Source organism: Microbispora sp. GKU 823 (assembly GCF_002027145.1).
GTDB classification, from domain to species: Bacteria; Actinomycetota; Actinomycetes; order Streptosporangiales; family Streptosporangiaceae; genus Microbispora; species Microbispora siamensis.
Genome location: NZ_MWJN01000114.1, coordinates 1 through 22650, shown reverse-complemented (window position 1 = coordinate 22650; position 22650 = coordinate 1). Strand labels below are relative to the sequence as shown.

At 72.2% G+C, this 22650-nt stretch carries 21 protein-coding genes, 2 pseudogenes and 1 riboswitch; of the genes and pseudogenes, 8 read left to right on the top strand and 15 right to left on the bottom strand.

Annotation, left to right across the window (positions count from 1 at the left end; translation table 11 throughout):
- Nucleotides 1-14: 14 nt before the first annotated feature.
- From pyrF to pyrR, 8 genes and pseudogenes are all read right to left on the bottom strand, one after another.
- A complete protein-coding gene (gene pyrF / locus B1L11_RS37625; RefSeq protein ID WP_143737833.1) occupies nucleotides 15-713 on the bottom strand; it encodes an orotidine-5'-phosphate decarboxylase in 699 nt (232 codons plus the stop codon).
- Nucleotides 710-1651 carry a dihydroorotate dehydrogenase gene (locus B1L11_RS37620; RefSeq protein ID WP_079320027.1) on the bottom strand — a complete coding sequence of 314 codons (942 nt, stop codon included), beginning with the start codon at nucleotides 1649-1651 and terminating at the stop codon, nucleotides 710-712. Before B1L11_RS37620 ends, pyrF begins: the two co-directional genes overlap by 4 nt.
- Before the next feature lie 56 nt (nucleotides 1652-1707).
- Nucleotides 1708-2564, bottom strand: a pseudogene (locus B1L11_RS37615) (dihydroorotate dehydrogenase electron transfer subunit).
- Nucleotides 2565-2751: 187 nt separating this feature from the next.
- Nucleotides 2752-6030, bottom strand: coding sequence for a carbamoyl-phosphate synthase large subunit (carB, locus tag B1L11_RS37610; RefSeq protein ID WP_079320026.1), 3279 nt, complete (start codon nucleotides 6028-6030; stop codon nucleotides 2752-2754).
- Nucleotides 6023-7138 carry a glutamine-hydrolyzing carbamoyl-phosphate synthase small subunit gene (gene carA / locus B1L11_RS37605; protein WP_079320025.1) on the bottom strand — a complete coding sequence of 372 codons (1116 nt, stop codon included), beginning with the start codon at nucleotides 7136-7138 and terminating at the stop codon, nucleotides 6023-6025. The genes carB and carA overlap by 8 nt, the downstream gene beginning before the upstream one ends.
- Nucleotides 7135-8436: a dihydroorotase gene (locus B1L11_RS37600; protein ID WP_079320034.1), complete on the bottom strand. Its 1302-nt coding sequence runs from the start codon at nucleotides 8434-8436 to the stop codon at nucleotides 7135-7137. The genes carA and B1L11_RS37600 overlap by 4 nt, the downstream gene beginning before the upstream one ends.
- Before the next feature lie 26 nt (nucleotides 8437-8462).
- Nucleotides 8463-9398 (bottom strand): aspartate carbamoyltransferase catalytic subunit, encoded by a 936-nt coding sequence (locus tag B1L11_RS37595; RefSeq protein WP_079320024.1) that lies wholly within the window; start codon nucleotides 9396-9398, stop codon nucleotides 8463-8465.
- The gene (gene pyrR, locus B1L11_RS37590; RefSeq protein WP_079320023.1) at nucleotides 9395-9952 is read right to left on the bottom strand and encodes a bifunctional pyr operon transcriptional regulator/uracil phosphoribosyltransferase PyrR; all 558 of its coding nucleotides are present in this window, start codon (nucleotides 9950-9952) and stop codon (nucleotides 9395-9397) included. Before pyrR ends, B1L11_RS37595 begins: the two co-directional genes overlap by 4 nt.
- A gap of 445 nt (nucleotides 9953-10397) precedes the next feature.
- Here pyrR and B1L11_RS37585 point away from each other — a divergent pair, with 445 nt between their 5' ends.
- Together B1L11_RS37585 and B1L11_RS37580 are read left to right on the top strand one after the other, a co-directional pair.
- Nucleotides 10398-10892 (top strand): transcriptional regulator, encoded by a 495-nt coding sequence (locus B1L11_RS37585; protein WP_030508976.1) that lies wholly within the window; start codon nucleotides 10398-10400, stop codon nucleotides 10890-10892.
- A gap of 158 nt (nucleotides 10893-11050) precedes the next feature.
- Nucleotides 11051-12295, top strand: coding sequence for an arginine deiminase (locus B1L11_RS37580; RefSeq protein ID WP_079320022.1), 1245 nt, complete (start codon nucleotides 11051-11053; stop codon nucleotides 12293-12295).
- Nucleotides 12296-12320: 25 nt separating this feature from the next.
- On the opposite strand, the gene B1L11_RS37575 is transcribed toward B1L11_RS37580, so the two are convergent.
- Complete coding sequence (locus B1L11_RS37575; protein ID WP_079320021.1) at nucleotides 12321-12758, bottom strand: SAV_6107 family HEPN domain-containing protein; 438 nt, start codon at nucleotides 12756-12758, stop codon at nucleotides 12321-12323.
- A gap of 404 nt (nucleotides 12759-13162) precedes the next feature.
- Nucleotides 13163-14032, bottom strand: a complete 870-nt coding sequence (locus B1L11_RS37570) for a L,D-transpeptidase family protein (protein ID WP_256863231.1) — start codon at nucleotides 14030-14032, stop codon at nucleotides 13163-13165.
- Between the two features lie 126 nt (nucleotides 14033-14158).
- Between B1L11_RS37570 and B1L11_RS37565 the strand changes: the two genes are divergently transcribed.
- Together B1L11_RS37565 and B1L11_RS37560 are read left to right on the top strand one after the other, a co-directional pair.
- Entirely contained in the window at nucleotides 14159-14635 is a 477-nt protein-coding gene (locus B1L11_RS37565) for a YbaK/EbsC family protein (RefSeq protein ID WP_079320019.1), read from the top strand.
- A gap of 44 nt (nucleotides 14636-14679) precedes the next feature.
- Nucleotides 14680-15249, top strand: a complete 570-nt coding sequence (locus B1L11_RS37560) for a GNAT family N-acetyltransferase (protein WP_079320018.1) — start codon at nucleotides 14680-14682, stop codon at nucleotides 15247-15249.
- Nucleotides 15250-15263: 14 nt separating this feature from the next.
- Here B1L11_RS37560 and metF read toward each other — a convergent pair whose 3' ends face one another.
- Nucleotides 15264-16193, bottom strand: a complete 930-nt coding sequence (metF, locus tag B1L11_RS37555; protein WP_079320017.1) for a methylenetetrahydrofolate reductase [NAD(P)H] — start codon at nucleotides 16191-16193, stop codon at nucleotides 15264-15266.
- 140 nt (nucleotides 16194-16333) lie between these two features.
- Here metF and B1L11_RS37550 point away from each other — a divergent pair, with 140 nt between their 5' ends.
- Nucleotides 16334-17401, top strand: coding sequence for a polyprenyl synthetase family protein (locus B1L11_RS37550; RefSeq protein ID WP_079320016.1), 1068 nt, complete (start codon nucleotides 16334-16336; stop codon nucleotides 17399-17401).
- 69 nt (nucleotides 17402-17470) lie between these two features.
- Here B1L11_RS37550 and thiE read toward each other — a convergent pair.
- The 4 genes and pseudogenes from thiE to B1L11_RS37530 form a co-directional block, all read right to left on the bottom strand.
- Nucleotides 17471-18125 (bottom strand): annotated as a pseudogene (gene thiE, locus B1L11_RS37545) (thiamine phosphate synthase).
- Nucleotides 18126-18153: 28 nt separating this feature from the next.
- Nucleotides 18154-18528: an Rv2175c family DNA-binding protein gene (locus tag B1L11_RS37540; RefSeq protein WP_079320015.1), complete on the bottom strand. Its 375-nt coding sequence runs from the start codon at nucleotides 18526-18528 to the stop codon at nucleotides 18154-18156.
- A gap of 43 nt (nucleotides 18529-18571) precedes the next feature.
- Nucleotides 18572-19750 (bottom strand): NAD(P)/FAD-dependent oxidoreductase, encoded by a 1179-nt coding sequence (locus tag B1L11_RS37535; protein WP_179155507.1) that lies wholly within the window; start codon nucleotides 19748-19750, stop codon nucleotides 18572-18574.
- Between the two features lie 111 nt (nucleotides 19751-19861).
- Nucleotides 19862-20404 (bottom strand): dihydrofolate reductase family protein, encoded by a 543-nt coding sequence (locus tag B1L11_RS37530; RefSeq protein ID WP_079320014.1) that lies wholly within the window; start codon nucleotides 20402-20404, stop codon nucleotides 19862-19864.
- 110 nt (nucleotides 20405-20514) lie between these two features.
- Nucleotides 20515-20625, top strand: a riboswitch (TPP riboswitch).
- Between B1L11_RS37530 and thiO the strand changes: the two genes are divergently transcribed.
- The 3 genes from thiO to B1L11_RS37515 all read left to right on the top strand — a co-directional run.
- Nucleotides 20614-21750 carry a glycine oxidase ThiO gene (gene thiO, locus B1L11_RS37525; protein ID WP_079320032.1) on the top strand — a complete coding sequence of 379 codons (1137 nt, stop codon included), beginning with the start codon at nucleotides 20614-20616 and terminating at the stop codon, nucleotides 21748-21750. It overlaps the preceding riboswitch by 12 nt.
- Nucleotides 21747-21947 carry a sulfur carrier protein ThiS gene (gene thiS / locus B1L11_RS37520; protein ID WP_079320013.1) on the top strand — a complete coding sequence of 67 codons (201 nt, stop codon included), beginning with the start codon at nucleotides 21747-21749 and terminating at the stop codon, nucleotides 21945-21947. Before thiO ends, thiS begins: the two co-directional genes overlap by 4 nt.
- Nucleotides 21948-21949: 2 nt before the next feature.
- The coding region (locus B1L11_RS37515; protein ID WP_079320012.1) for a thiazole synthase at nucleotides 21950-22650 on the top strand (701 nt) is incomplete at its 3' end.

Below are 22650 nucleotides of genomic sequence, written 5' to 3'. Positions count from 1 at the left end.
CTCACGGAGCCCGCTCAGGGGCTCACGCGGCGCAGCGCGGCGGCGATCCCGGCGGCCGCCGCGCCTGGGTCGGGCGCCCCGGTGATGGGCCGTCCGATCACGAGGAGGTCGGCCCCCTGGGCGATCGCGTCCTCCGGGGTGGCCACCCGGGCCTGGTCCTGGGTGTCGGCGCCGACGGGCCGTACGCCCGGGGTGATGAGCGTCACGCCCGGGCCGACCTCCGCGCGTACGGCGGCGACCTCCCTGGGCGAGCAGACGAGGGCCTGGGCGCCCGCCCCGACGGCCACGGCGGCCATACGGCGCACGACGTCCTCGGGGGGTCCCTGGATACCGATCTCGCGGAGATCGGCCTCGGAAAGCGACGTCAGGAGCGTCACGGCCGCGATCTGCGTGTTGGGGGCCGCCTCGACGGCCGCCCTGACCATGGCGTGCCCCCCGGCGGCGTGCACGGTGAGGTACGTCGGCTTGAGCCGGGCGACCGCCCGGGCCGCGGCGCCGACGGTGTTCGGGATGTCGTGCAGCTTGAGGTCCAGGAAGACCTGCACCCCGCTCGCGCCGCGCACCGAGGCGATCACGTCGGGCCCGTACCGCAGGTAGAGCTCCAGCCCCACCTTCACCGTGGAGACGTGCGGGGTGACCAGGCCGGCCCAGCGGGCCGCGGTCTCCAGGTCGGGCGCGTCCAGGGCGACGGCGATGGGAGCGGGCGTGGTCAAAGCGAACTCTCCTCGAGATCTGATCGCGAACGTGGTTGCGCGCCCGCCGGCCGGTGGGCCAGGCCCACGGCGTCGGCGAGCCGGTCGAACCCGCGCTCCTGCAGAAGCTCCTCAAGCTCTCTCAGGACGCGCGGGCAGGCGTAGGGGTCGTGGAACAGCGCCGTGCCCACCGCGACGGCGCAGGCGCCCGCCAGGACGAGCTCAAGGGCGTCCCTGCCGGTCGTCACGCCGCCCATGCCCACGATCGGCACTCCGGGCAGCGCGGCGTGGACCTGCCAGACGCAGCGCACCGCCAGGGGCCGTACGGCGGGGCCGGACAGGCCGCCGGTGCCGGCCGCGAGCGCGGGGCGCATCGTGTCCACGTCGATGCTCATCCCGACGGGGTTGTTGATCATCGCGAGGGCGTCGGCGCCGCCGTCCACGCACGCGCGGGCGACCGCGACGATGTCCGCCACGTCCGGGGACAGCTTGGCGATCACCGGCACCTCGTACGGCGTGGCCGCGCGCACCGAGGCCACGACCTCCGCCGCGGCGGCCCCGTCACGGGCGAACACCCTGCCGCGGTCCTCGACGTTCGGGCACGACAGGTTGACCTCCACGGCGGTGATGCCCGCGACGCCGGCCAGGCGCCGCGCCAGCGCGGTGTACTCGGTCACGGTGCCGCCGCCGATCGACACGACGGTGCGGGCCCCGCGCTCGGCCAGCCAGGGCAGCTCGCGCTCCAGGAACGCCTCGACTCCTGGGCCCTGCAGGCCCACGGCGTTCAGCAGCCCGGAGGGGGTCTCGGCCATCCGCGGCGTCGGCCGTCCCGCGCGGGGGGCCATGGTGATCGACCGGGTGACGAACGCGCCCAGCCGGTGGACGTCGGAGAACTGGGCCAGCTCGCGGCCGGTCCCGCCGCAGCCGGAGGCGGTCAGCACCGGGTTGGGCAGCTCCACGTGGGCCAGGTCAGGTCCGCAGGTCGGCGGTCACGGCCGCCTCCCCCCGCCCCGGCTCAGGCATGCCGTCCGCCGGGCGCGCCGAGCGCGTCGAAGGGGATCGTCCCGACGTCGTCGAACCGCACCCGCTCGCCCCGGAACACCGGCCCCTCGGTGCAGGCGCGGACCATGCGGGTCACGCCGTCGTCGCCGATGACCGGCACCACGCACGTCATGCAGACGCCGATGCCGCAGGCCATGGACTCCTCCACGGCCACCTGCACGGGGATGTCGAACTCGACGGCGACCGCCGTGACGCCGCGCAGCGTCTCCATCGGCCCGCACGCGTAGACCGCGTCGGCCCGCGCGTCGGCGATGACGCCGGGCAGCACGTCGGTCACCTTGCCGCGCATGCCCAGCGAGCCGTCCTCGGTCGTCAGCGTGGTCGTCTCGCCCATCCGGCGGGCCCGCAGCGCCCCGAAGACCCGGTCGGCCGACGGCGCCCCCAGCACGAAGTCGATGCGGCAGCCCCGCTGCTGCAGCGCGTCCCCCAGCGCGAACAGCGGCGCCGCGCCGTGCTCGTCGCCGACCAGTACGCAGGTGCAGGGGTCGCGTGGCAGGGGGAAGGGACGGCCGAGCGGGCCGACCAGGTCGAGCGTGTCGCGCGCCCGCAGGTCGGCGAGCCAGGCGTCCCGGCACCGCGCACGCCGAAGACGAGCTCCACCGTGCCACCGTAGTCCGGCTTCACGTCGTGGATCGTGAAGGCCCGCCGGGTGAGCATCGAGGAGTTGCGGCCTCCGACGGCGACCGTGACGAAGTGGCCGGGCCGGAACCGGTCGGCGATGCCCGGCGCGACGACGGTGAGCGCATGGTAGGCGTCCACGCGGCGCGTCGTCAGCACCGTGCCCGTGACCTGAACCGGACTGCCGGCCACTCCCTTCCTCCCTGATCGTCGCGCCGCTGACCCTAGCGGCTACGGGCGCCTGAGCCGGTGAGGTCGTGCCGGAGGCGCGCGGTGTATCCAGCCCTCGTCGCGCTCTGGTCGCTTCGCTCCCGCGCGCTCCTCAGTCCAGACCACCGGCGCGCCCTCCGCGCTCATGGCGCCCTCCGCTTTCCCTGGGCTAGCTTCGCAGCCTCCTGGCGTGTTCCTGGAGAGAACACACGTCGATGTCGCCCCTGACGATGTGCTGGATGCCCTGCACGGCGGCCGCCAGGCCCTGGACGGTCGTGATGCAGGCGATGCCGCGGTTGACGGCGGCGGTGCGGATCTCGTACCCGTCCAGGCGCGGCCCGGACTGGCCGGGGCTGCCGAACGGAGTGTTCACGATGAGGTCCACCTCCCCGTCGAGGATGCGCCGCACGATCGTCGACTCGCCGTCGGGACCGGTGCCGTCGCTGTGCTTGCGCACGATCTTGGCACGTACGCCGTTACGGCGCAGCACCTCGGCGGTGCCCTCCGTGGCCAGGATCTCGAAGCCGAGATCCGCCAGCGCCTTCACGGGGAAGATCATGGCCCGCTTGTCCTTGTTCGCGACCGAGACGAACGCCCGTCCCTTGGTCGGCAGCGCGCCGTAGGCCGCCGACTGCGACTTCGCGAAGGCCGTGCCGAAGAACTCGTCGATGCCCATGACCTCGCCGGTCGAGCGCATCTCCGGCCCGAGGACGGTGTCCACGCCGCGGAACCGGTTGAACGGCAGCACCGCCTCCTTGACCGCGACCGGCGCGTCCAGCGGCAGCGTGCCGCCATCGTAGTCGGCCGGCAGCATGCCCTCGGCGCGCAGCTCGGCGATCGTCGCGCCCAGCATCAGCCGCGCCGCCGCCTTGGCCAGCGGCACCGCCGTGGCCTTGGACACGAACGGCACCGTACGGCTGGCCCTGGGGTTGGCCTCCAGGACGTACAGCACGTTGGCGGCCATCGCGTACTGGACGTTCAGCAGGCCGCGCACGCCCACGCCGCGGGCGATGGCCTCGGTGGCCGCGCGGATCCGCTTGATGTCGAAGCCGCCCAGCGTGATCGGCGGGAGGGCGCACGCCGAGTCGCCGGAGTGGATGCCGGCCTCCTCGATGTGCTCCATGACGCCGCCGAGGTACAGCTCCTCGCCGTCGAACAGCGCGTCCACGTCGATCTCGATGGCGTCGTCGAGGAACCGGTCGATCAGCACCGGGTGCTCGGAGGCCGCCCTCTCCATGTACGCCCCGAGGGTGTCCTCGTCGTACACGATGGCCATGCCGGCGCCGCCGAGCACGTACGACGGCCGCACGAGCACCGGGTAGCCGATCTCCTCGGCGACCGCCCGCGCCTCCTCCACGGTCGTCGCGGTGCCGTGCCTGGGCGCGGGCAGCCCGGCCTCGGCGAGGACCTGCCCGAACGCGCCCCGGTCCTCGGCGAGGTGGATCGACTCGGGCGAGGTGCCGACCACGGGCACCCCCGCGTCCTTGAGCGCCTGGGCGAGCCCGAGCGGCGTCTGGCCGCCGAGCTGCACGATGACGCCGACGACCGGCCCGGTCTCCTGCTCGGCGTGCACGACCTCCAGGACGTCCTCCAGCGTGAGCGGCTCGAAGTAGAGCCGGTCGGAGGTGTCGTAGTCGGTCGAGACGGTCTCGGGGTTGCAGTTGACCATCACGGTCTCGTAGCCGGCCTTGGCCAGCTCGAACGACGCGTGCACGCAGGCGTAGTCGAACTCGATGCCCTGGCCGATGCGGTTGGGCCCGCTGCCGAGGATGATCACCTTGGGCCGGTCCCCCACCGGCACCTCGGTCTCCTCGTCGTAGGTCGAGTAGAGGTACGGCGTGCGCGCGGCGAACTCGGCGGCGCAGGTGTCCACGGTGTTGTAGACGGGCCTGATGCCGAACTCGTGGCGCTTGGCCCGCACCTCGGGCTCCGCCACGCCCAGGATCTCGGCGATCTGCGCGTCGCTGAAGCCGTGCCGCTTGGCCAGGTCGAGGGTGGGCCGGTCGAGCGCGGTGATCGACCGGGCGACCTCGTCGATCGCGAAGAGCTGGTCGACGAACCACGGGTCGACCGACGTGGCCTCGTGGACCTGCTCGGGGGTCGCGCCCGCCCTGATGGCCTGCTGCATGGTGCGCAGCCGTCCGTCGTGCGGCTTGCGGCAGGCCTCCAGGAGCTCGTCCAGGTCGCCGGGCTCGCCCGCCCAGCTGAACGACGACCCCTTCTTCTCCAGCGACCGCAGCGCCTTCTGCAGCGCCTCGGGGAAGGAGCGGCCGATCGCCATCGCCTCGCCGACCGACTTCATGTGGGTGGTCAGCGTCTCGTCGGCCCCGGCGAACTTCTCGAACGCGAACCTCGGCACCTTGACCACGATGTAGTCGAGCGACGGCTCGAACGACGCCGGGGTCTCCTTGGTGATGTCGTTGGGAATCTCGTCGAGCGTGTAGCCGATCGCGAGCTTGGCGGCGATCTTGGCGATCGGGAAGCCGGTGGCCTTCGACGCCAGCGCCGACGACCGCGACACGCGCGGGTTCATCTCGATGACGATCATCCGGCCGGTCTGCGGGTCGACCGCGAACTGGATGTTGCAGCCGCCGGTGTCCACGCCGACCTCGCGGATGACCGCGATCGCGACGTCGCGCATGTTCTGGTACTCGCGGTCGGTCAGCGTCAGCGCGGGCGCCACCGTCACGCTGTCGCCGGTGTGGACGCCCATCGGGTCGATGTTCTCGATGGAGCACACGATGACCACGTTGTCGTTGCGGTCCCGCATGACCTCCAGCTCGTACTCCTTCCAGCCGAGGATCGACTCCTCCAGGAGCACCTCGGTGGTCGGGGACGCGTCGAGTCCGGCGCCGGCGATGCGGCGCAGCTCCTGCTCGTCGTGGGCGAAGCCGGAGCCCGCGCCGCCCATGGTGAAGCTCGGGCGGACGACGAGCGGGTAGCCCAGCTCGCCGGCCGCGCGCAGGCACTCGTCCATGGTGTGGCAGATCACGCTGCGCGCCGACTCGGCGTTGAGCCCGTGCTCGGCGGCGACCTTGGCGACGATCTCCTTGAACCGCTCGCGGTTCTCCCCCGCCTGGATGGCGTCGATGTCGGCGCCGATCAGCTCGACGCCGTACTTGTCGAGCACGCCCGCCTCGTGCAGCGCCACGGCGGTGTTGAGCGCCGTCTGGCCGCCCAGCGTGGGCAGCAGCGCGTCGGGCCGCTCCTTGGCGATGATCTTCTCGACGATGTCCGGGGTGATCGGCTCGACGTAGGTGGCGTCGGCGAACTCCGGGTCCGTCATGATCGTGGCGGGGTTGCTGTTGACGAGGATGACCCGGAAGCCCTCGCTGCGCAGGACGCGGCAGGCCTGGGTGCCGGAGTAGTCGAACTCGCACGCCTGTCCGATGACGATCGGGCCGGAGCCGATCACCATGACGGACCTGATGTCCGTACGCTTAGGCACCCTTGGCCCCCTTCTTGTCCATCAGCTCGCAGAACTCGTCGAACAGGTAGGCGGCGTCGTGCGGGCCCGCGGCCGCCTCGGGGTGGTACTGCACGCTGAACGCGGGGCGGTCCAGCAGGCGCAGCCCCTCCACGCAGTCGTCGTTGAGGTTGACGTGGCTCACCTCGGCCGCGCCGTACGGCGTCTCGAACGGCCCGTCGAGCGGCGCCCGCACGGCGAAGCCGTGGTTGTGCGCGGAGATCTCGACCTTGCCGGTCCTGCGGTCCTGCACCGGCTGGTTCACCCCGCGGTGGCCGTACCGCAGCTTGTAGGTGCCGAGGCCGAGCGCCCGGCCGAGGATCTGGTTGCCGAAGCAGATGCCGAAGAACGGCACGCTCTCGTCCAGCACCTCGCGCAGGGACTCGACCGCGTACCCGGCCGCGGCGGGGTCGCCGGGGCCGTTGGAGAAGAAGACGCCGTCGGGGTCGAGGGCGAGGATGTCGGCCGCCTTGGCGGTCGCGGGCAGCACGTGCACCTCGCAGCCCCGCTCGGACATCCGCTGCGGCGTCATGGCCTTGATGCCGAGGTCGACCGCGGCGACGGTGAAGCGCTTGCGCCCGGCCGCCGGCACGACGTACGGCTCCGGCGTGCTGACCTCGCGGGCCAGGTCAGCGCCCTCCATGCCGGGCGAGCGCCGCACCCGCTCCACCAGGTCGGCGATCTCGCCGCCCTCGCTGAAGATGCCTGCGCGCATCGCGCCGCGCTCGCGCAGGTGGCGGGTGAGGGCGCGGGTGCCGGGCATCGCGATGCCGACCACGCCCTGGTCGCGCAGGTAGTCGTCGAGCGTCCTGCGGGAGCGCCAGTTCGACGGGATCCTGGACGGCTCGCGCACCACGTAGCCCGCGACCCAGACCCTGCGGGACTCGGGGTCCTCGTCGTTGACACCGGTGTTGCCGATGTGCGGGGCGGTCATCGCCACGATCTGGCGGTGGTAGGAGGGGTCGGTGAGCGTCTCCTGGTAGCCGGTCATGCCGGTGTTGAAGACCATCTCGCCGAACGTCTCGCCCACGGCGCCGTACGGCGTTCCCTCGAAGACGCGTCCGTCCTCGAGCACGAGCAGGGCTGTCATACGAGCTTCCCTTCGAGAACGGTGGGACGGCCGCGCAGGAACGTGGCGACGACGCGGCCGGGCAGGGTCAGCCCCTCGTAGGGGGTGTTGCGGCTCTTCGACGCCATCGCGGCAGGGTCCACGGGCTGCCGGACCGACGGGTCGTACAGCGTGATGTTGCCGGGGGCGCCCGGCCCGATCGGGCGGCCGTGCCCGGCCAGGCGGCCGATCCTGGCCGGCCGCGCGGACATGCGGTCGGCGACGCCGGCCCAGTCGAGCAGCCCGGTCTCCACCATGGCCTCCTGGACCACGGACAGGGCCGTCTCCAGGCCGATCATGCCCATGGCCGCCGCGGCCCACTCGGTCTCCTTGTCCTCGACCGGGTGGGGCGCGTGGTCGGTGGCCACGCAGTCGATCGTGCCGTCGGCCAGCGCCTCGCGCAGCGCCCGCACGTCCTCGTCGGTGCGCAGCGGCGGGTTCACCTTGTAGATCGGGTTGTACGGCCCGAGCGGCGAGCTCTCCGCGCAGGAGTCGGTCAGCAGCAGGTGGTGCGGGGTGACCTCGGCGGTCACGTCCCAGCCCTTCGACTTGGCCCAGCGGATGATCTCGACGGAGCCCGCGGTGGAGACGTGGCAGACGTGCAGCCGGGAGCCGACGTGCGCGGCGAGCAGGCAGTCGCGCGCGATGATCGCCTCCTCGGCGACCGCCGGCCAGCCGGTCAGGCCGAGCCTGGCCGACACCTCGCCCTCGTTGAGCTGGGCGCCCTCGGTCAGCCTGGGCTCCTGGGCGTGCTGGGCGACGACGCCGTCGAACGCCTTGACGTACTCCAGCGCCCGGCGCATCAGCACGGCGTCGGAGACGCACTTGCCGTCGTCGGAGAAGACCCGCACGCGGGCCGCGGAGTCGGCCATCGCGCCGAGCTCGGCGAGCTGGCGGCCCTCGAGACCGGAGGTCACCGCGCCCACGGGCTGCACGTCGCAGTGGCCGTATTCCTGGCCGAGCCGCCAGACCTGCTCCACCACGCCCGCGGTGTCGGCCACCGGGGAGGTGTTGGCCATGGCGTGGACGGCGGTGTAGCCGCCGCGCGCCGCGGCCTGGGTGCCGGTCTCGACGGTCTCGGCGTCCTCCCGGCCGGGCTCGCGCAGGTGGGTGTGCAGGTCGACCAGGCCGGGCAGGGCGACCAGCCCGTCGGCGTCGACCGTCTGGCCGGCCTTCGCGCCCGCGAGATCGCCGGTCTCGGCCACGACGCCGTCGCGCAGCAGGATGTCGCTCGGGGCGCCGCCCAGGATCCGGGCGCCCCTGATGAGGATGGTGGTCACAGTCCCCTCGTGAAGGTCGTACGTGCTCATTCGGCGCCTCCGATCGCGGGCTCGGAACCGCCGAGCAGCAGGTAGAGGACGGCCATCCGGACCGTAACGCCGTTGGCGACCTGCTCGACGATCGTCGAGCGCGGCGAGTCGGCGACCTCCGCGGAGATCTCCATGCCGCGGTTCATCGGGCCGGGGTGCATGACGATGGCGTCGTCGTGCAGGCGGGCGAAGCGGTCGCGGTCGAGGCCGTAGCGGCGGCTGTACTCCCGCGCCGAGGGGAAGTAGGCCGCGTTCATCCGCTCCAGCTGGACCCGCAGCATCATCACGACGTCCGACTTGGGCAGCACGGCGTCGAGGTCGTACGAGATCTGGCAGGGCCAGGTCTCGACCGCCACCGGCAGCAGGGTCGGCGGCGCGACCAGCGTCACCTCCGCGCCGAGCGTGTGCAGCAGCAGCACGTTGGACCGGGCGACCCGGCTGTGCAGCACGTCGCCCACGACGGCGACCTTCAGGCCCTCCAGCCGGCCCAGCCGGCGGCGGATGCTGAAGGCGTCGAGCAGCGCCTGGGTGGGGTGCTCGTGGGTGCCGTCCCCGGCGTTGACCACGCTGCCGCGTACCCAGGTGGCCAGGCGGTGCGGCGCGCCCGAGGCGCTGTGCCGGATCACCACGGCGTCGGCGCCCATGGCCTCCAGGGTGAGCGCGGTGTCCTTCAGCGACTCGCCCTTGGACACGCTCGACCCCTTGGCCGAGAAATTGATCACATCGGCCGACAGGCGCTTGGCCGCGGCCTCGAAGGAGATGCGGGTCCGGGTGGAGTCCTCGAAGAAGAGGTTCACCACCGTGCGGCCGCGCAGCGTCGGCAGCTTCTTGATGGACCGCTGCGAGACCCGCGCCAGCTCCTCGGCCGTGTCGAGGATGAGGAGCGCGTCGTCGCGGGTGAGGTCGCCGGTCGAGATCAGGTGACGCTTCATCGGTCGTCCTCCTTGATGAGCACGACCGCGTCGCGCCCGTCCGTCTCCTCCAGGAAGACCTTGACCTTCTCGCTCTTGGAGGTCGGCAGGTTCTTGCCGACGTAGTCGGCGCGGATCGGCAGCTCCCGATGGCCGCGGTCCACGAGCGTGGCGAGCTGGACGGCCCTGGGCCTGCCCACGTCGTTCAGCGCGTCGAGCGCGGCGCGCACGGTGCGGCCGGAGTAGAGGACGTCGTCCACGAGGACGACGGTCCTGCCGTCCACGCCGTCCGGGGGCAGTTCGGTGCGGCCGAGCGGGCGCGCGGGCCGCAGGCGAAGGTCGTCGCGGTACATCGTGACGTCGATGGCGCCGACGGGGACCTTGATCCCCTCGAACTGCGCGATGCGCCCGGCGATGCGGTGCGCGAGCGTGGCGCCGCGGGTGGGGATGCCGAGCAGGACGACGCTCTCCGCGCCTCTGGTGCGTTCGAGGATCTCGTGCGCGATCCGGGTGAGCGCCCGATGGATGTCGGGCCCCTCCAGGACGGCACGGGCCTGATTTTGGGCATCAGACATGAAAAAGTCACCACCTTTCCCGCCTCACGGGACGGGTCTTAAAAGGGTGTCGGGTCTGCTTAGAGTATCAGGGCCGTCTGCGAACCCCCCTCCCGCCAGGGGTGATGCCCCGGAGGGACCGTCCGCCCCCGGCGTGACGGAGGCGCGCCGGGCCCGTTCCCGGGGCGGGCGAGGGGCGTGCCGGGGATCGGAAGCCGCATCGCACCGGGTGTCGGTGATTTCGGTGAGAGCACTGTTTGACGCTCTTTTTTCCAATCAGCTTGACCTTTGGGAGTGTCGGCTTTACCGTCACTGTCCGTAACCACAACACGCGACCTTCCTGGGTAAAACCCGACGCAGCGGTCACCGAAGGTGCCGGTCACGGCACCAGCCCCGGTGTTCGGAACGCTTAGGACAAGGACGCACAATCAAGTGAGAAGAGACATAGAAAGCCGGGGGCCACACGATGCCGTCTGACTACGCCAAGTCGCTGGGCGCGCGCCTGCGCGCCATCCGGACCCAGCAGGGGCTGTCCCTGCACGGTGTGGAAGAGAAGTCCCGTGGGCGGTGGAAGGCCGTCGTCGTGGGCTCCTACGAGCGGGGCGACCGCGCGGTGACCGTGCAGAAGCTCGCCGAGCTCGCGGATTTCTACGGAGTGCCGGTGTCGGAGCTTCTTCCGGGCGGAGCCGCCCCCAGCCCTCTTGCGCCCGCTCCCAAGCTGGTCATCGACCTGGAGCGGCTGTCCCAGCTGCCGAAGGACAAGGCCGGCCCGCTTGCCCGTTACGCCGCCACCATCCAGAGCCAGCGCGGCGACTACAACGGCAAGGTGCTGTCCATCCGGCAGGAGGACCTGCGCTCGCTCGCGGTCATCTACGACAAGTCGCCGGTCGAGCTGACCGAGGAGTTCATCCACTGGGGCGTGCTCGACGCGGAGGCCCGCCGCGCCGTCGAGTCCTTCTGACCTCCCACCCGGTTCGTACGCGGCTCCCCGTGACGATGTCCGCCCTCTCCGGCCTCTCCGGCCCAGGTCGTGTCAGACACCCCCTCGTCACGGGCGGCGCCGCCGCAACGGGGAGCCGCCCGTACGAGTGATTCCCGCCACGCGGGGATAGGCAGGACATGACGTTTTACGTGGGCTCCGAGGTGGGCAGGCTGCGCCGGGTCCTGGTCGACATACCCGAACTCGCGCTCAAGCGGCTCACCCCGGGCAACAAGGACGGCCTGCTGTTCGACGACGTGCTCTGGGTGCACCGCGCGCTGGAGGAGCACCGGGAGTGGTGCGAGGTGCTCGCCGGGCGCGGCGTCGAGGTGCACCACCTCGGCGACCTCCTGCGGGAGGTGATCGAGATCCCCGACGCGCGCAAGCACATCCTCGACGGCAGCGTCGACGAGCACTGGTTCGGCCCGCTGGCCGCCGACGCGATCCGCAACACGCTCGACGCCCTCGACGCGGACACGCTCGCGCCGCTGCTGACCGGCGGGATCATCAAACGCGAGATCATGGAGCTGGGCTGCGACCCCGGCTCCATCGCCTTCCACACGCTCGGTTTGGACGACTTCGTCCTCCCGCCGCTGCCCAATCACCTGTTCGCCCGCGACACCTCCTGCTGGGTGTACGACGGGGTGTCGATCAACCCGATGCGCAAGAAGGCGCGCAGGCGGGAGACCGTCAACTACGAGGCGGTCTACCGGTGGCACCCGCTGTTCGCCGCGGGGTACGGCAACCCCGACGGCGGCGGGTTCAACGTCTGGTACGAGGGCGTGCGCATGGCCCCAGCCACCATCGAGGGCGGCGACGTCCTGGTGCTCGGCAACGGCGTCGTGCTCGTCGGGGTGAGCGAACGCACCCAGCCGCAGGCCGTGGAGATGCTGGCGACCAACCTGTTCCGGGCGGGGTCGGCGACCCGCATCGTGGCGCTCGACCTGCCCAAGACCCGTGCGTTCATGCACCTCGACACCGTGATGACCAACGTCGACGTGGGCGTGTTCACCAAGTACGCCGGGCTCGGCATGCTCCCGTCGTACACGGTGGAGCCGGGCGACACCGACAAGGAGCTGAAGGTCACCGACCACCCGCCGGAGGACATGCACAAGGCGATCGCGCGGGCCCTCGGCCTGGACGACATCAAGGTCCTCACGCCGACGCAGGACGTGCACGCGGCCGAGCGCGAGCAGTGGGACGACGGCTGCAACGTGCTGGCGCTGGAACCCGGCGTGGTCGTGGCCTACGAGCGCAACACCACGACCAACAACCATCTGCGCAGGCACGGAATCGAGGTCATCACGATCCGGGGCAGCGAGCTCGGCCGCGGGCGCGGCGGGCCGCGGTGCATGAGCTGCCCGCTGGAGCGCGACCCCGTCTGACCACGCGACGGCGTCTGAACGGAGGTCAGCCGGCCATGGGCAGCGTGGGGCGGCCGGGCAGGCCGAGGATCGACTCGACCTCGCCGACGAACCTGTCCGCCTCCGCTATGATCTCCTCTGCGTCGTTCTGCGTGACGGCCCGGACCATTCCGGCCTCGGCCGCCGCGCGCTTGGTCGCGGTCACCGCGAAGTAGGCCGCCCAGTCCGCGAGCTTGGGCTCGGCCTCCGGCAGCAGCTCCCAGGCGCTGCGCAGCCGCCGCCTGCGGCCGTCCATCGGCCGCGGACGGGCCGCGAGGATCCCGGCGGCCGCGCGGAGGGCCGCCAGATGGGCCGACACGTAGCGGTCCGCTGGGGTGGGCCCGACGGTGGCGTCCGCGAGGCATGCCCTGGCGTCCGCGAGGTGTGCCAGAACCGCCTGCGAGAGCCGGGGCCCGCTCTTCTGATCGTCGTTCTGCTCAGTCATGCCCGCCTCCTTGAGTCGTGGCACTCCGGCGAAGGTCGCCGGTGACCTCACAGTCGCAGATCGCACCGACAATTTCGCCGGCCGGGAGATCCCGTGAACCGCTCGAGATCGCCCGACGCTTTCTCAGGCTCCCGTGGGCGGCCGGACGAGGAGCTTCCCCTCTCCCCGTCCGGCCCACGCCGCGGGCCGTGCCGCATCCGTCTCCGCCGACGACGAAGGCACGAATCCAACGGGGTGGGCGCGAGCCGCGAGTCCCACGCCCACTCCATCGAACATAGATTCGATCATGTCCTCTGTCAAGACTGTCAACGAATACGTGTTCGAGGACCGCGTTCGAAACACGGGCACGAGACGACGGAGGGGCCCCGCGCGACACCTCGCGCGGGCCCCTCCGGGGGACGGGATCAGCGCCTGAAGGCGCCCCTGACGTGCACAGGGACGCCCTTGCCGAGCATGCCGGGCAGGATCTCGGCCACGTTCATCGGCAGCCGCACGCAGCCGTGCGACGCCGGGTAGAGCGGCACCGACAGCGCGCCGTGGAGCGCGATGCCGCCGTTGAAGAAGATCGGGTTGTAGAGCTGCCCGAGGTAGGACCGGTGCCAGCCCTTGACCCGCCAAGTGGTCTTGTAGTCGCCGGTCGGCGTGCGGGCGCTGCCGGAGAAGCGCTGCCGCTTGCCGTTCCAGGTGGCGTACTCGGTGTAGGGGATGCCGCTGCCGCTGGAGATGTGGCTGATCAGCACCGGCGCGCCGTCCCGGTACAGAACCATCACCTGCTTGGTCAGGTTCACCTCGACGCGGGTCGCCTTGCCCCTCGGCACCAGGACCTGGGGCGCCCGGGGGTTCTCCAGCGCCTTCCAGGTGCGGGCGGCGACCGTGCTGGTCGGCTTGATCCCCTGCACCTTCTGGAACGCCCAGACCGCCATCATGGTGGTGCCGCCGTACCGGCCGTCGACGCTGCCGGGCACATACCCGAGCTCCTTGAGCCTGGCCTGCAGCGCCTTCACCGCGGAACCCTTGGCGCCGAGCTTGAGCGTCTTGCCCGGGGCGGCGAACTGCGGATAACCGGTGGCACGGGCGGGGACGGCGCCACGTGCCGGGAGCGCGGGAAGCGCCGAGGACACCGAGAACGCCGGGAGCCCGGTCCCCGTGGTCACCACCCCCGCCGGGGCGGCGGTGCGCGCCTGCGCCGTGCCGGCGACGCCGGTCGCCGCGAAGGCCGTCGCGAACGTCACGGCCCCCACCGCGACGAGCAGTCGCCGTCGACTCCTCATCATGACCAACCCCCTCATAAGCCCGTTACTCGATCAAAGGACTCACTTTACGGTCCGATTGTGCGCCGCGTGATCGTAAGTGGCCATAATCGGCCGCGTATGCCCTTGCAATCCGTTTAGAGTGACCAGGTGGCAGAAAAGTTGCATCCCAACGTCGTCCGGGTCCAGGAGGCCCTGCGAGCCCACGCGGTGGAGGGCGAGGTCGTCGTGCTGGGCGAGGCCGCCCCGACGGCCGCCACGGCGGCGGCCCAGCTGGGCTGCGAGGTCGGCGCGATCGCCAACAGCCTGATCTTCGACGCGGACGGCGCGCCGCTGCTGGTGCTGACCAGCGGCGCCCACCGCGTGAACACCGAGCTGGTCGCGCGGCTCGTGGGCGCGGCGAAGGTGCGGCGGGCCACACCGGAGTTCGTCCGCGAGCACACCGGGCAGCCCATCGGCGGCGTCGCCCCGGTCGGGCACCCCGCGCCCGTACGCACGCTGGTGGACAGCTGGCTGAGCAAGCACGAGGTCGTGTGGGCGGCCGCGGGGCATCCCCACACCGTCTTCCCCACGTCCTACGACGAACTGCTGCGCATCACCGGGGGCACGGCCGCCGAGGTGGAGTGACGCCTGCCGGACCGGCCGGGCGCCGTTTTGCTAGTGTGCGACGCGTGATCCGACTGCGACGGGTGGGCCCCGACCAATTCAGGGCGGTGCTGGACACCGTGCTGGAGATCTACACGGTCGCCATGCGCCCGCCGTCGGACCAGCTCGCGGGCCGCATGGCGATCATGCGTAACCACGCCACCTATCCCGACTTCGACTGCGTGCTCGCGGAGGACACGCAGGCCTCCGGGATCGCCGGCTTCGCGTACGGCTTCCACGGCGGCCAGGGGCAGTGGTGGCACGACGTCGTACGCGGGGCGCTGCAGGACCGGGCCGGGCCGGTGGTGGCGGAGGACTGGTTCGGCGACGCCCTGGAGATCGCCGAGGTCCACGTGCGCCCCGAGTATCAGGGCCAGGGCATCGGCCGGCGGATGATCCACACGCTGTGCGAGGGCCGCCCTGAGCGTACGGCCGTGCTGTCGACGCACGACGCCCCCACGGTGGCCCGGCATCTCTACCGGGACGTCGGGTTCGCCGATCTGATGACCCGGTTCGTCTTCCCCGGCGGCTACGAGGAGTACGTCATCGCCGGGGTGCGGCTGCCGCTGTCCGAGCGCGCGGCCCGCGAGGGCTGACGGGACCGGCCGGCTCAGCCGGCGACGGCGGCGGGCACGCTGTGCAGCGCCTGGAACACCTCGCGGGTCGCGCTCGACCGGTTGAAGGTGATGAAGTGGATGCCGGGCGCGCCCTCGTCGAGAAGCTTCTGGCACAGCTCGACGGCGTGCTCGATGCCGAGGCGGCGGACCGCGGCCGGGTCGTCGGCGACGGCCTCGAACCGCTCGGCCACCTCCGGCGGGAACGGCGCGCCGGACAGCTGCTCCGACCGGGCGATCGTGCTCATCTGCGTGACGGGCATGATGCCGGGAATGATCGGGGTGTCGCACCCGTGGGCCGCCACGCGGTCGCGCAGCCGCAGGTAGTCCTCCGCCCTGAAGAACATCTGCGTGATCGCGTAGTCCGCGCCGGCCCGGCACTTCTGCACGAAATACCTGGTGTCCGACTCGATGGTCGCCGACCTGGGGTGCTTGTACGGGAAGGCCGCCACCCCCACGCAGAAGTCGCCCGCCTGACGGATCAGCCGCACCAGCTCCTCGGCGTACAGGACGCCCTCCGGGTGCTTGACCCACTCGTCCAGGGGGTTGCCGCCGCGCGGGTCGCCGCGTACGGCGAGGATGTTGCGGACGCCCGCGTCGGCGAACCTGCCGACGAGATGGCGCAGCTCGCGGATCGAGTGGTCGACCGCGGTGAAGTGGGCGACGGGGGTCAGCGTCGTCTCGTGCGCCAGCCGCTCGACGATGTCCACCGTGCGATCCCGGGTCGAGCCGCCGGCGCCGTAGGTCACGGAGACGAACGTCGGCCGCAGCGCCTCCAGCTCACGGATCGCCCGCCACAGCTGGCGCTCCCCCTCGTCCGTCTTCGGAGGCATGAACTCGAACGAGAACGAGCGCTCGCCCGCCGCCAGCAGTTCGCGGACCGTCGGGACGCGATCAGGAAGCCGCGAGGGCAGACCGAGAGCCATACCGGCAAGGGTACAGCGAGGACGGTTTTCGCGGCCCCCGCGGTCTTGCTATGTGGACGTTTTCCCTAACAGAGTGAGTTAACCCACTTGAAGGGGATCTGATGCTGGGTGTCCGGATCAACCCCGGTTAGTCTCAGAGCATGACCGCTTCCGCCGCCTCGCTCGATTCCATCCGTACGGAGGTGGACCGCGCACTCCGGGAGTTCCTCGACCGGCAGCGACCACACTTCGGTGACCCTCATCTGGCCGCCCTGCTGTCCGCCGCGGAGGACTTCCTGGCGGGCGGCAAACGGCTGCGTCCCGCCTTCTGCCACTGGGGATGGCGTGCCGCCGGGGGAGGCGACGATCCGGGACTGCACACCGCCGCCGCCTCGCTGGAACTCCTGCAGGCCAGCGCGCTCATCCACGACGACGTCATGGACGCGAGCGACGTGCGCAGGGGCATGCCGTCGGCGCACCGCCGGTTCGAGCGGATGCACACCGAGGCGGGCTGGCACGGCTCCGCCCGGCAGTTCGGCGAGGGCTCGGCCGTGCTGCTGGGGAACCTGCTGCTGGTGTGGTCCGGGGAGATGTGGCGCACCAGCGGCCTGGCGCCCGAGGCGATGGCCGCCGCCCAGCCGTTGCACGATTACATGCTCACCGAACTGATGTGCGGGCAGTACCTCGACCTGCTCGAACAGGCGCAGGGCGAGAGCACGTTCGACAGCGCCCTGCGGGTGGCGCTGTACAAGAGCGGCAAGTACTCCGTCGAACAGCCGCTCCGGCTCGGGCTCGTCCTCGCCGCCCGGGCCCGGCACGCCTGGATCGACCGGCTCTGCGTGCAGTACGGCCAGCAGGTGGGCATCGCCTTCCAGCTCCGCGACGACATCCTCGGCGTCTTCGGCGACCCGGCGGAGACCGGCAAGCCCGCCGGGGACGACCTTCGCGAGGGCAAGCGGACCGTCCTGATCGCGCGCGCGCTCGCCTCGGCCACCCCCGCCCAGACGGAGGTCGTACGGGCCCTGCTCGGCGACCCCGGACTGGACGCCGAGGGGGTCGGGCGGCTGCGTACGGTGATCGAGGAGACCGGCGCGCTGGCCGCGTGCGAAGGCATGATCAAGCGCTACCTCGACGACGCGCTGCACGCCCTCGAGCAGGCGCCGATCGAGGAGGAGGCCCGTAAGGCGCTGGCCGCCCTGGCCGTCGCCGCCACGTCCCGCCGCACCTGACGAGACCACACGGCCCGGACCGCCGCCCGCCGCCGGGCCGGCGGGACGGGCCCGGAGGAGACGTTCCGGTCAGAGCGGGACGGCGGACAGCCGGGCCTTGAGCGCGGCTGCGGCGGCGCCGGGGTCGTCGGCCTCGGTCACGGCCCGGACGACCACGGCGCGGCGCACGCCGTGCGCCATCACCTCGTCGAGGTTGCCCAGGTCGATGCCGCCGATGCCGAACCACGGCCGGTCGGCGCCCAGGCGCGCGGCGTGCTCGAGCAGCGCGGGGCCGGGCGCCGGACGGCCGGGCTTGGTGGGCGTGGGCCAGATCGGCCCGCAGCAGAAGTAGTCCACCCCCCGGCTCCACGGCGGCGGCCGACGCCTCGGCCGCCGAGTGCGTGGACCTGCCGATGAGGACATCGGGACCGAGGATCTCCCGGGCCACCGGGACCGGGAGATCGTCCTGGCCGAGGTGCAGGATGTCGGGCCGGGCGGCGTAGGCCACGTCCGCCCGGTCGTTGACCGCCAGCAGCGCGCCGTGCCTGTCGCAGGCCGCGCGGAACACCTCGAGCAGGTCCAGCTCCTCGCGCGCCTCCAGGCCCTTCTCCCTGAGCTGGACGATGTCCACCCCGCCGGACAGGACCGCGTCGAGGAACTTCTCCAGGTCGCCGCGATCCCTTCTGCCGTCAGTGCAGAGGTAGAGCCTGGCCTGCGCGAGCCGCTGTCGCCGGATGTCGTTCACCCGACCACAATGCCATGCGGCGGTACGGTCAGAAGCCGAGGGCCTGGGCCCTGCGCTTGACCTCGGTGTGCCGGCCCTTCACGATCGCGTCGATCGGGGACCCCGGCAGCGAGTCGTCCGGGGTGAACAGCCACCGGATCGACTCCACCTCGTCGTACCCGGCGTCGGACAGGACCGTGAGCGTGCCGGGCAGGCCCTTGAGCACCTCGCCGTCCGCGATGAACACCGCCGGGATCTGCGGCTCGCCGCCGCCCCGCCGGACGCCGACGAGCTTCTTGTCCTTCAGGAGTTGCTTGGCGCGGCCGACGCTGAGTCCCAGCTTCTCGGCGGCTTCCGAGAGGGGGAGCCACTCCCCTACGAGCTGGTCGGTCTCCCGGTCGATCTTCGCAACAGTAAGCGTCACGGATCCACCATTACCACAGGCGAGCTGCCAGGAAACACCTCGATTACGCCATAATGCAGTCGCGGAGCGGCACGGCCGCGTCGGCCACCCGCAGGGGGTCGAGCCGCCGGCCGCTCTCGACGATCTTGCGGCCCTGCACCACGTCGCGCGGCCGGTCGACGGTGAGCACCGCGGCGAGCCGGTCGTCCGCCGTCAGCCAGCACACCGCCCACTTCGCGTCCCTGCGCGGATCGCCGCGCAGCACCATGCGGTCGCCGGCCTCCCGGTGACCGGCGAACTGCACCATGTGACCGAACTGCTCCGACCAGAAGTACGGCACGGGGTCGTAGACCGCCTCCTCGCCCAGCAGGGTGGCGGCGGCCGTGTCGGGGGCCTGAAGCGCGGTGTCCCAGTGCTCGACCCGCAGCCGGGTGCGGAACCTGCGCGACCACCAGTTCGCGCAGTCGCCCACCGCGACCACGTTGGGCAGCGACGTGCGCAGGTGCTCGTCGACCACCACCCCGTCGTCGAGCCGGACCGCCGACCCCTTCAGCCAGTCGACGGCGGGGCGCACCCCGACACCGGTGACGACCACGTCGGCCGGCACCCGGGCGCCGGACATGAGCGTGAGGCCGTCGGCGTCCACGGTGCCGACCAGCGCGCCGAGGCGCAGCTCGACGCCCGCCCGGGCGTACCAGTCGGTGGTGTGGCTGCCCACGGCGGGCCCGAGCGCCACGGCGAGCGGGCTCTCCCCCGCCTCCACCACCGTCACCGTGCAACCGGCCCTGGCCGCCGCGGTGGCGACCTCGGCGCCGATCCAGCCGGCCCCGACGACGGCCACGCGGGCGCCGGGGACCAGCCGCTCGCGCAGCGCGAGCGCGTCCTCGATCGTGCGCAGCACGTGCTGGCGGCCCTCACCGCGCAGGCGGATCGGCGTGGCGCCGGTGGCGATCACCAGGCCGTCGTACTCCAGCTCGCCCTCGGTCGTCTCCAGCACGCCGTCACGCAGGCCCTTGGCCGCCGTGCCGAGGCACAGCCGTACGTCGAGGGCGTCGAGGTCGGAGTCGACCACGGTGGAGTCGGTCTCTCCGAGCAGCACCGCCTTCGACAGCGGCGGCCGGTCATAGGGGCGATGGTGTTCCTCGCCGATGAGCGTGATGCGTCCGGTGAACCCACGGAACCTCAACGCCTCGATGCTTCGCACGCCGGCCAGGCCGGCACCCACCACCACGACGTGATCCACAGCTTGACCATAGATTGTCAACGGGGGCCCTGGCCAACGGGCCCCCCATAACGAGTTGGGCAATTGACGCGCACTTCCGCGGGGGCCCACGTTGTGAAGCCCGCCACTTTCTCATCGCACCACGCGCATCCAGATGTTCGTCGCGTGCGGCACGTGCGTGACGCCGGTCCTTTCGAGCCGCACGCGGGCCCCGCCGGGGCGGGAGAACAGCCGGACGCCGTCGCCGAGCATGACCGGCGCCACGCACACGAGGATCTCGTCGAGCAGGCCCGCGTCGAGGCACTGCGCGGCGACGTCGGCCCCGAGCACGTTGACGTACTTGTCCCCGGCGGCCGACTTGGCCGCCGCGACGGCGGCGCCGAGGTCCGTCACGAAGGTCACGCCGGGCACCGGCGCGGCCGGGACGTCGTGGGTGAGCACGAACTGCGGCCCGCTCCACCCGCCGCCGAACGGCTCACCCTCCTGCGGGGTGTCCCGGTACGGGTCGTCCCCGCGGAAGGTGCGGTTGCCGACGAGCAGCGCGCCGATGTCGCCGACGAGCTCGTCCACGGTCGGGTTGGGCCCGAGGTGTTCGGTCAGCCAGGACATGTCGCCGCCCGGCCCCGCGATGAAGCCGTCCAGGGACATGGTGGCCGAGTACAGCATCGTGGCCATGGGATACCTCCGTCGAGTCGATCCGGGTCGGGCCATCATGCTCCGGCGGGAGGCCCCGGACCCGCCGATCCGGCGATCGGCCGTTTTGGGCGGCGTACTACCCTTGTGGGGGTAAGACGCGCGGGAGCCCGGCGGACCGGGCTGAGAGGAGAGCGTGCGGCTCTCGACCGCCCCGACCTGATCCGGGTAATGCCGGCGAAGGGAGCGCTGTGTCCCACACACCGCCATCCGGCGCGCGGCCCGGCTACGACGTCGTGATCGTGGGCGGCGGGGTGGAGGGCCTGGCCGCGGCCTGGCGCACCGCGCGGCGGGGGCTTTCGGTGGCGGTGGTCGACCCCACGCCCGGAGGCGGCGCAACGCACGCGTCGGCCGGGATGCTCGCGCCGGTCAGCGAGGTGACCTACACGGAGGAGCCGCTGCTGCGGCTCGGCCTCGCGTCGCTGGCGGCCTGGCCGGCGTTCCGGGCGGAGCTGGAGGACGAGACCGGCGCCGACCTCGACTACCGGACCGAGGGAACGCTGGAGGTCGCCCGCGGCGCCGACGACATGGCCTTCCTCGACGACCTCGCGGCCTTCGAGCGGACGCTCGGCCTGCGGGTCGAACGGCTCACCGGGCGCGAGTGCCGCTCCTTCGAGCCGATGCTCTCCCCCTCCGTACGCGGCGGGCTGCTGGCCCGCGACGACGCCTGGGTCAACCCCCGCAGGGTCGTGCGCGCCCTCCTCGCGGCCTTCGAGAAGGCGGGCGGCACGCTGGTGACCGAGCGCGTCGCCGAAATCGACGCCCAGGGGCCCGGCGCTCCCTCCGTACGGCTGGAGTCCGGCGGCGTCGTCGCGGCCGGACAGGTCGTCGTAGCGGCCGGATCGTGGTCGGCTTCCCTGCTGCCCGGCCTGCCGGTGCGCCCGGTCAAGGGCGAGATCCTCCGGCTGCGCGGGCCCCGGGGGTTCCTCACCCGCTGCGTCAGGGGGCTGGTTCACGGCTCCCCCGCCTACCTGGTCCCCCGGGGCGACGGAGAGATCACCCTGGGCGCCACGACCCAGGAGATGGGGTACGACGCGCGGGTCACCGCCGGAGGCGTGTACGAGCTGCTGCGCGACGCCCGCGAGCTGGTGCCCGGCATCACCGAGCTCGAACTCGCCGAGACGACGGCCGGCTTCCGCCCGGGCACGCCCGACAACCTGCCGCTCATCGGCCCGGCCGGGCCGCCCGGCGTGCTCGCGGCGACCGGGCACGGACGCAACGGGGTGCTGCTGTCCCCGATCACGGCCGACGCCGTCGCCGCGTTCCTCACCGGCGACGAGGTGCCCCCGGTCGCCCGGTTCTGCGATCCAGGGAGATTCAGTCAATGAAAGTCACGATCAACGGAGGCGCGGCCGAACTGCCGGACGGCGCCACGGTCGGCGACGCCGTACGGACCCTCACGGCCCTCACGTCCGGGGTCGCGGTGGCGCTGAACGGCGAAGTCGTGAGCCGGAGCGCCTGGGACTCCACCCAGGTCGCCGACGGCGACGGCGTCGAGGTGCTCACGGCCGTGCAGGGAGGGTGAGCATGACCGACGACATCCTCGTGCTGGGCGGGGAGAAGTTCACCTCGCGGCTCATCATGGGCACCGGCGGCGCGCCGTCGCTGGAGGTGCTCGACCAGGCGCTGGAGGCGTCCGGCACCGAGATGACGACCGTCGCGATGCGCAGGCTCGACCCGGAGTCCCGCGGTTCGGTGCTGGACGTGCTGCGCGCCCGCGGCATCAAGGTGCTGCCGAACACGGCGGGCTGCTTCACCGCCGGGGAGGCCGTGCTGACCGCCCGTCTCGCCCGCGAGGCGCTGGAGACCAACTGGGTCAAACTGGAGGTCATCGCGGACGAGCGCACCCTGCTGCCCGACCCGATCGAGACCTTCGACGCCGCCGAGCGGCTGGTCGCCGACGGCTTCGTGGTGCTGCCGTACATCGGCGACGACCCGGCGCTGGCCCGCAGGCTCCAGGACGCCGGGTGCGCCGCCGTGATGCCGCTCGGCGCCCCGATCGGCTCCGGTCTGGGCATCCGCAACCCGCACAGCATCGAGCTGATCGTCGAGGGCGCCACGGTGCCGGTGATCCTCGACGCGGGCATCGGCACCGCCAGCGACGCCGCGCTGGCGATGGAGCTGGGCTGCGACGCCGTGCTGCTGGCGACCGCCGTGACCCGGGCGCACCGGCCCGGCCTGATGGCCGCGGCGATGCGGCAGGCGGTCACGGCGGGGCGGCTGGCCCG

What these genes read in the sequence shown, in the direction of transcription:
- carA (WP_079320025.1), bottom strand. Translation starts at nt 7,138, where the DNA reads ATGACAGCCCTGCTCGTGCTCGAGGACGGACGCGTCTTCGAGGGAACG.
- B1L11_RS37595 (WP_079320024.1), bottom strand. Translation starts at nt 9,398, where the DNA reads ATGAAGCGTCACCTGATCTCGACCGGCGACCTCACCCGCGACGACGCG.
- pyrR (WP_079320023.1), bottom strand. Translation starts at nt 9,952, where the DNA reads ATGTCTGATGCCCAAAATCAGGCCCGTGCCGTCCTGGAGGGGCCCGAC.
- B1L11_RS37585 (WP_030508976.1), top strand. Translation starts at nt 10,398, where the DNA reads ATGCCGTCTGACTACGCCAAGTCGCTGGGCGCGCGCCTGCGCGCCATC.
- B1L11_RS37580 (WP_079320022.1), top strand. Translation starts at nt 11,051, where the DNA reads ATGACGTTTTACGTGGGCTCCGAGGTGGGCAGGCTGCGCCGGGTCCTG.
- B1L11_RS37575 (WP_079320021.1), bottom strand. Translation starts at nt 12,758, where the DNA reads ATGACTGAGCAGAACGACGATCAGAAGAGCGGGCCCCGGCTCTCGCAG.
- B1L11_RS37570 (WP_256863231.1), bottom strand. Translation starts at nt 14,032, where the DNA reads ATGATGAGGAGTCGACGGCGACTGCTCGTCGCGGTGGGGGCCGTGACG.
- metF (WP_079320017.1), bottom strand. Translation starts at nt 16,193, where the DNA reads ATGGCTCTCGGTCTGCCCTCGCGGCTTCCTGATCGCGTCCCGACGGTC.
- B1L11_RS37550 (WP_079320016.1), top strand. Translation starts at nt 16,334, where the DNA reads ATGACCGCTTCCGCCGCCTCGCTCGATTCCATCCGTACGGAGGTGGAC.
- B1L11_RS37530 (WP_079320014.1), bottom strand. Translation starts at nt 20,404, where the DNA reads ATGGCCACGATGCTGTACTCGGCCACCATGTCCCTGGACGGCTTCATC.
- thiS (WP_079320013.1), top strand. Translation starts at nt 21,747, where the DNA reads ATGAAAGTCACGATCAACGGAGGCGCGGCCGAACTGCCGGACGGCGCC.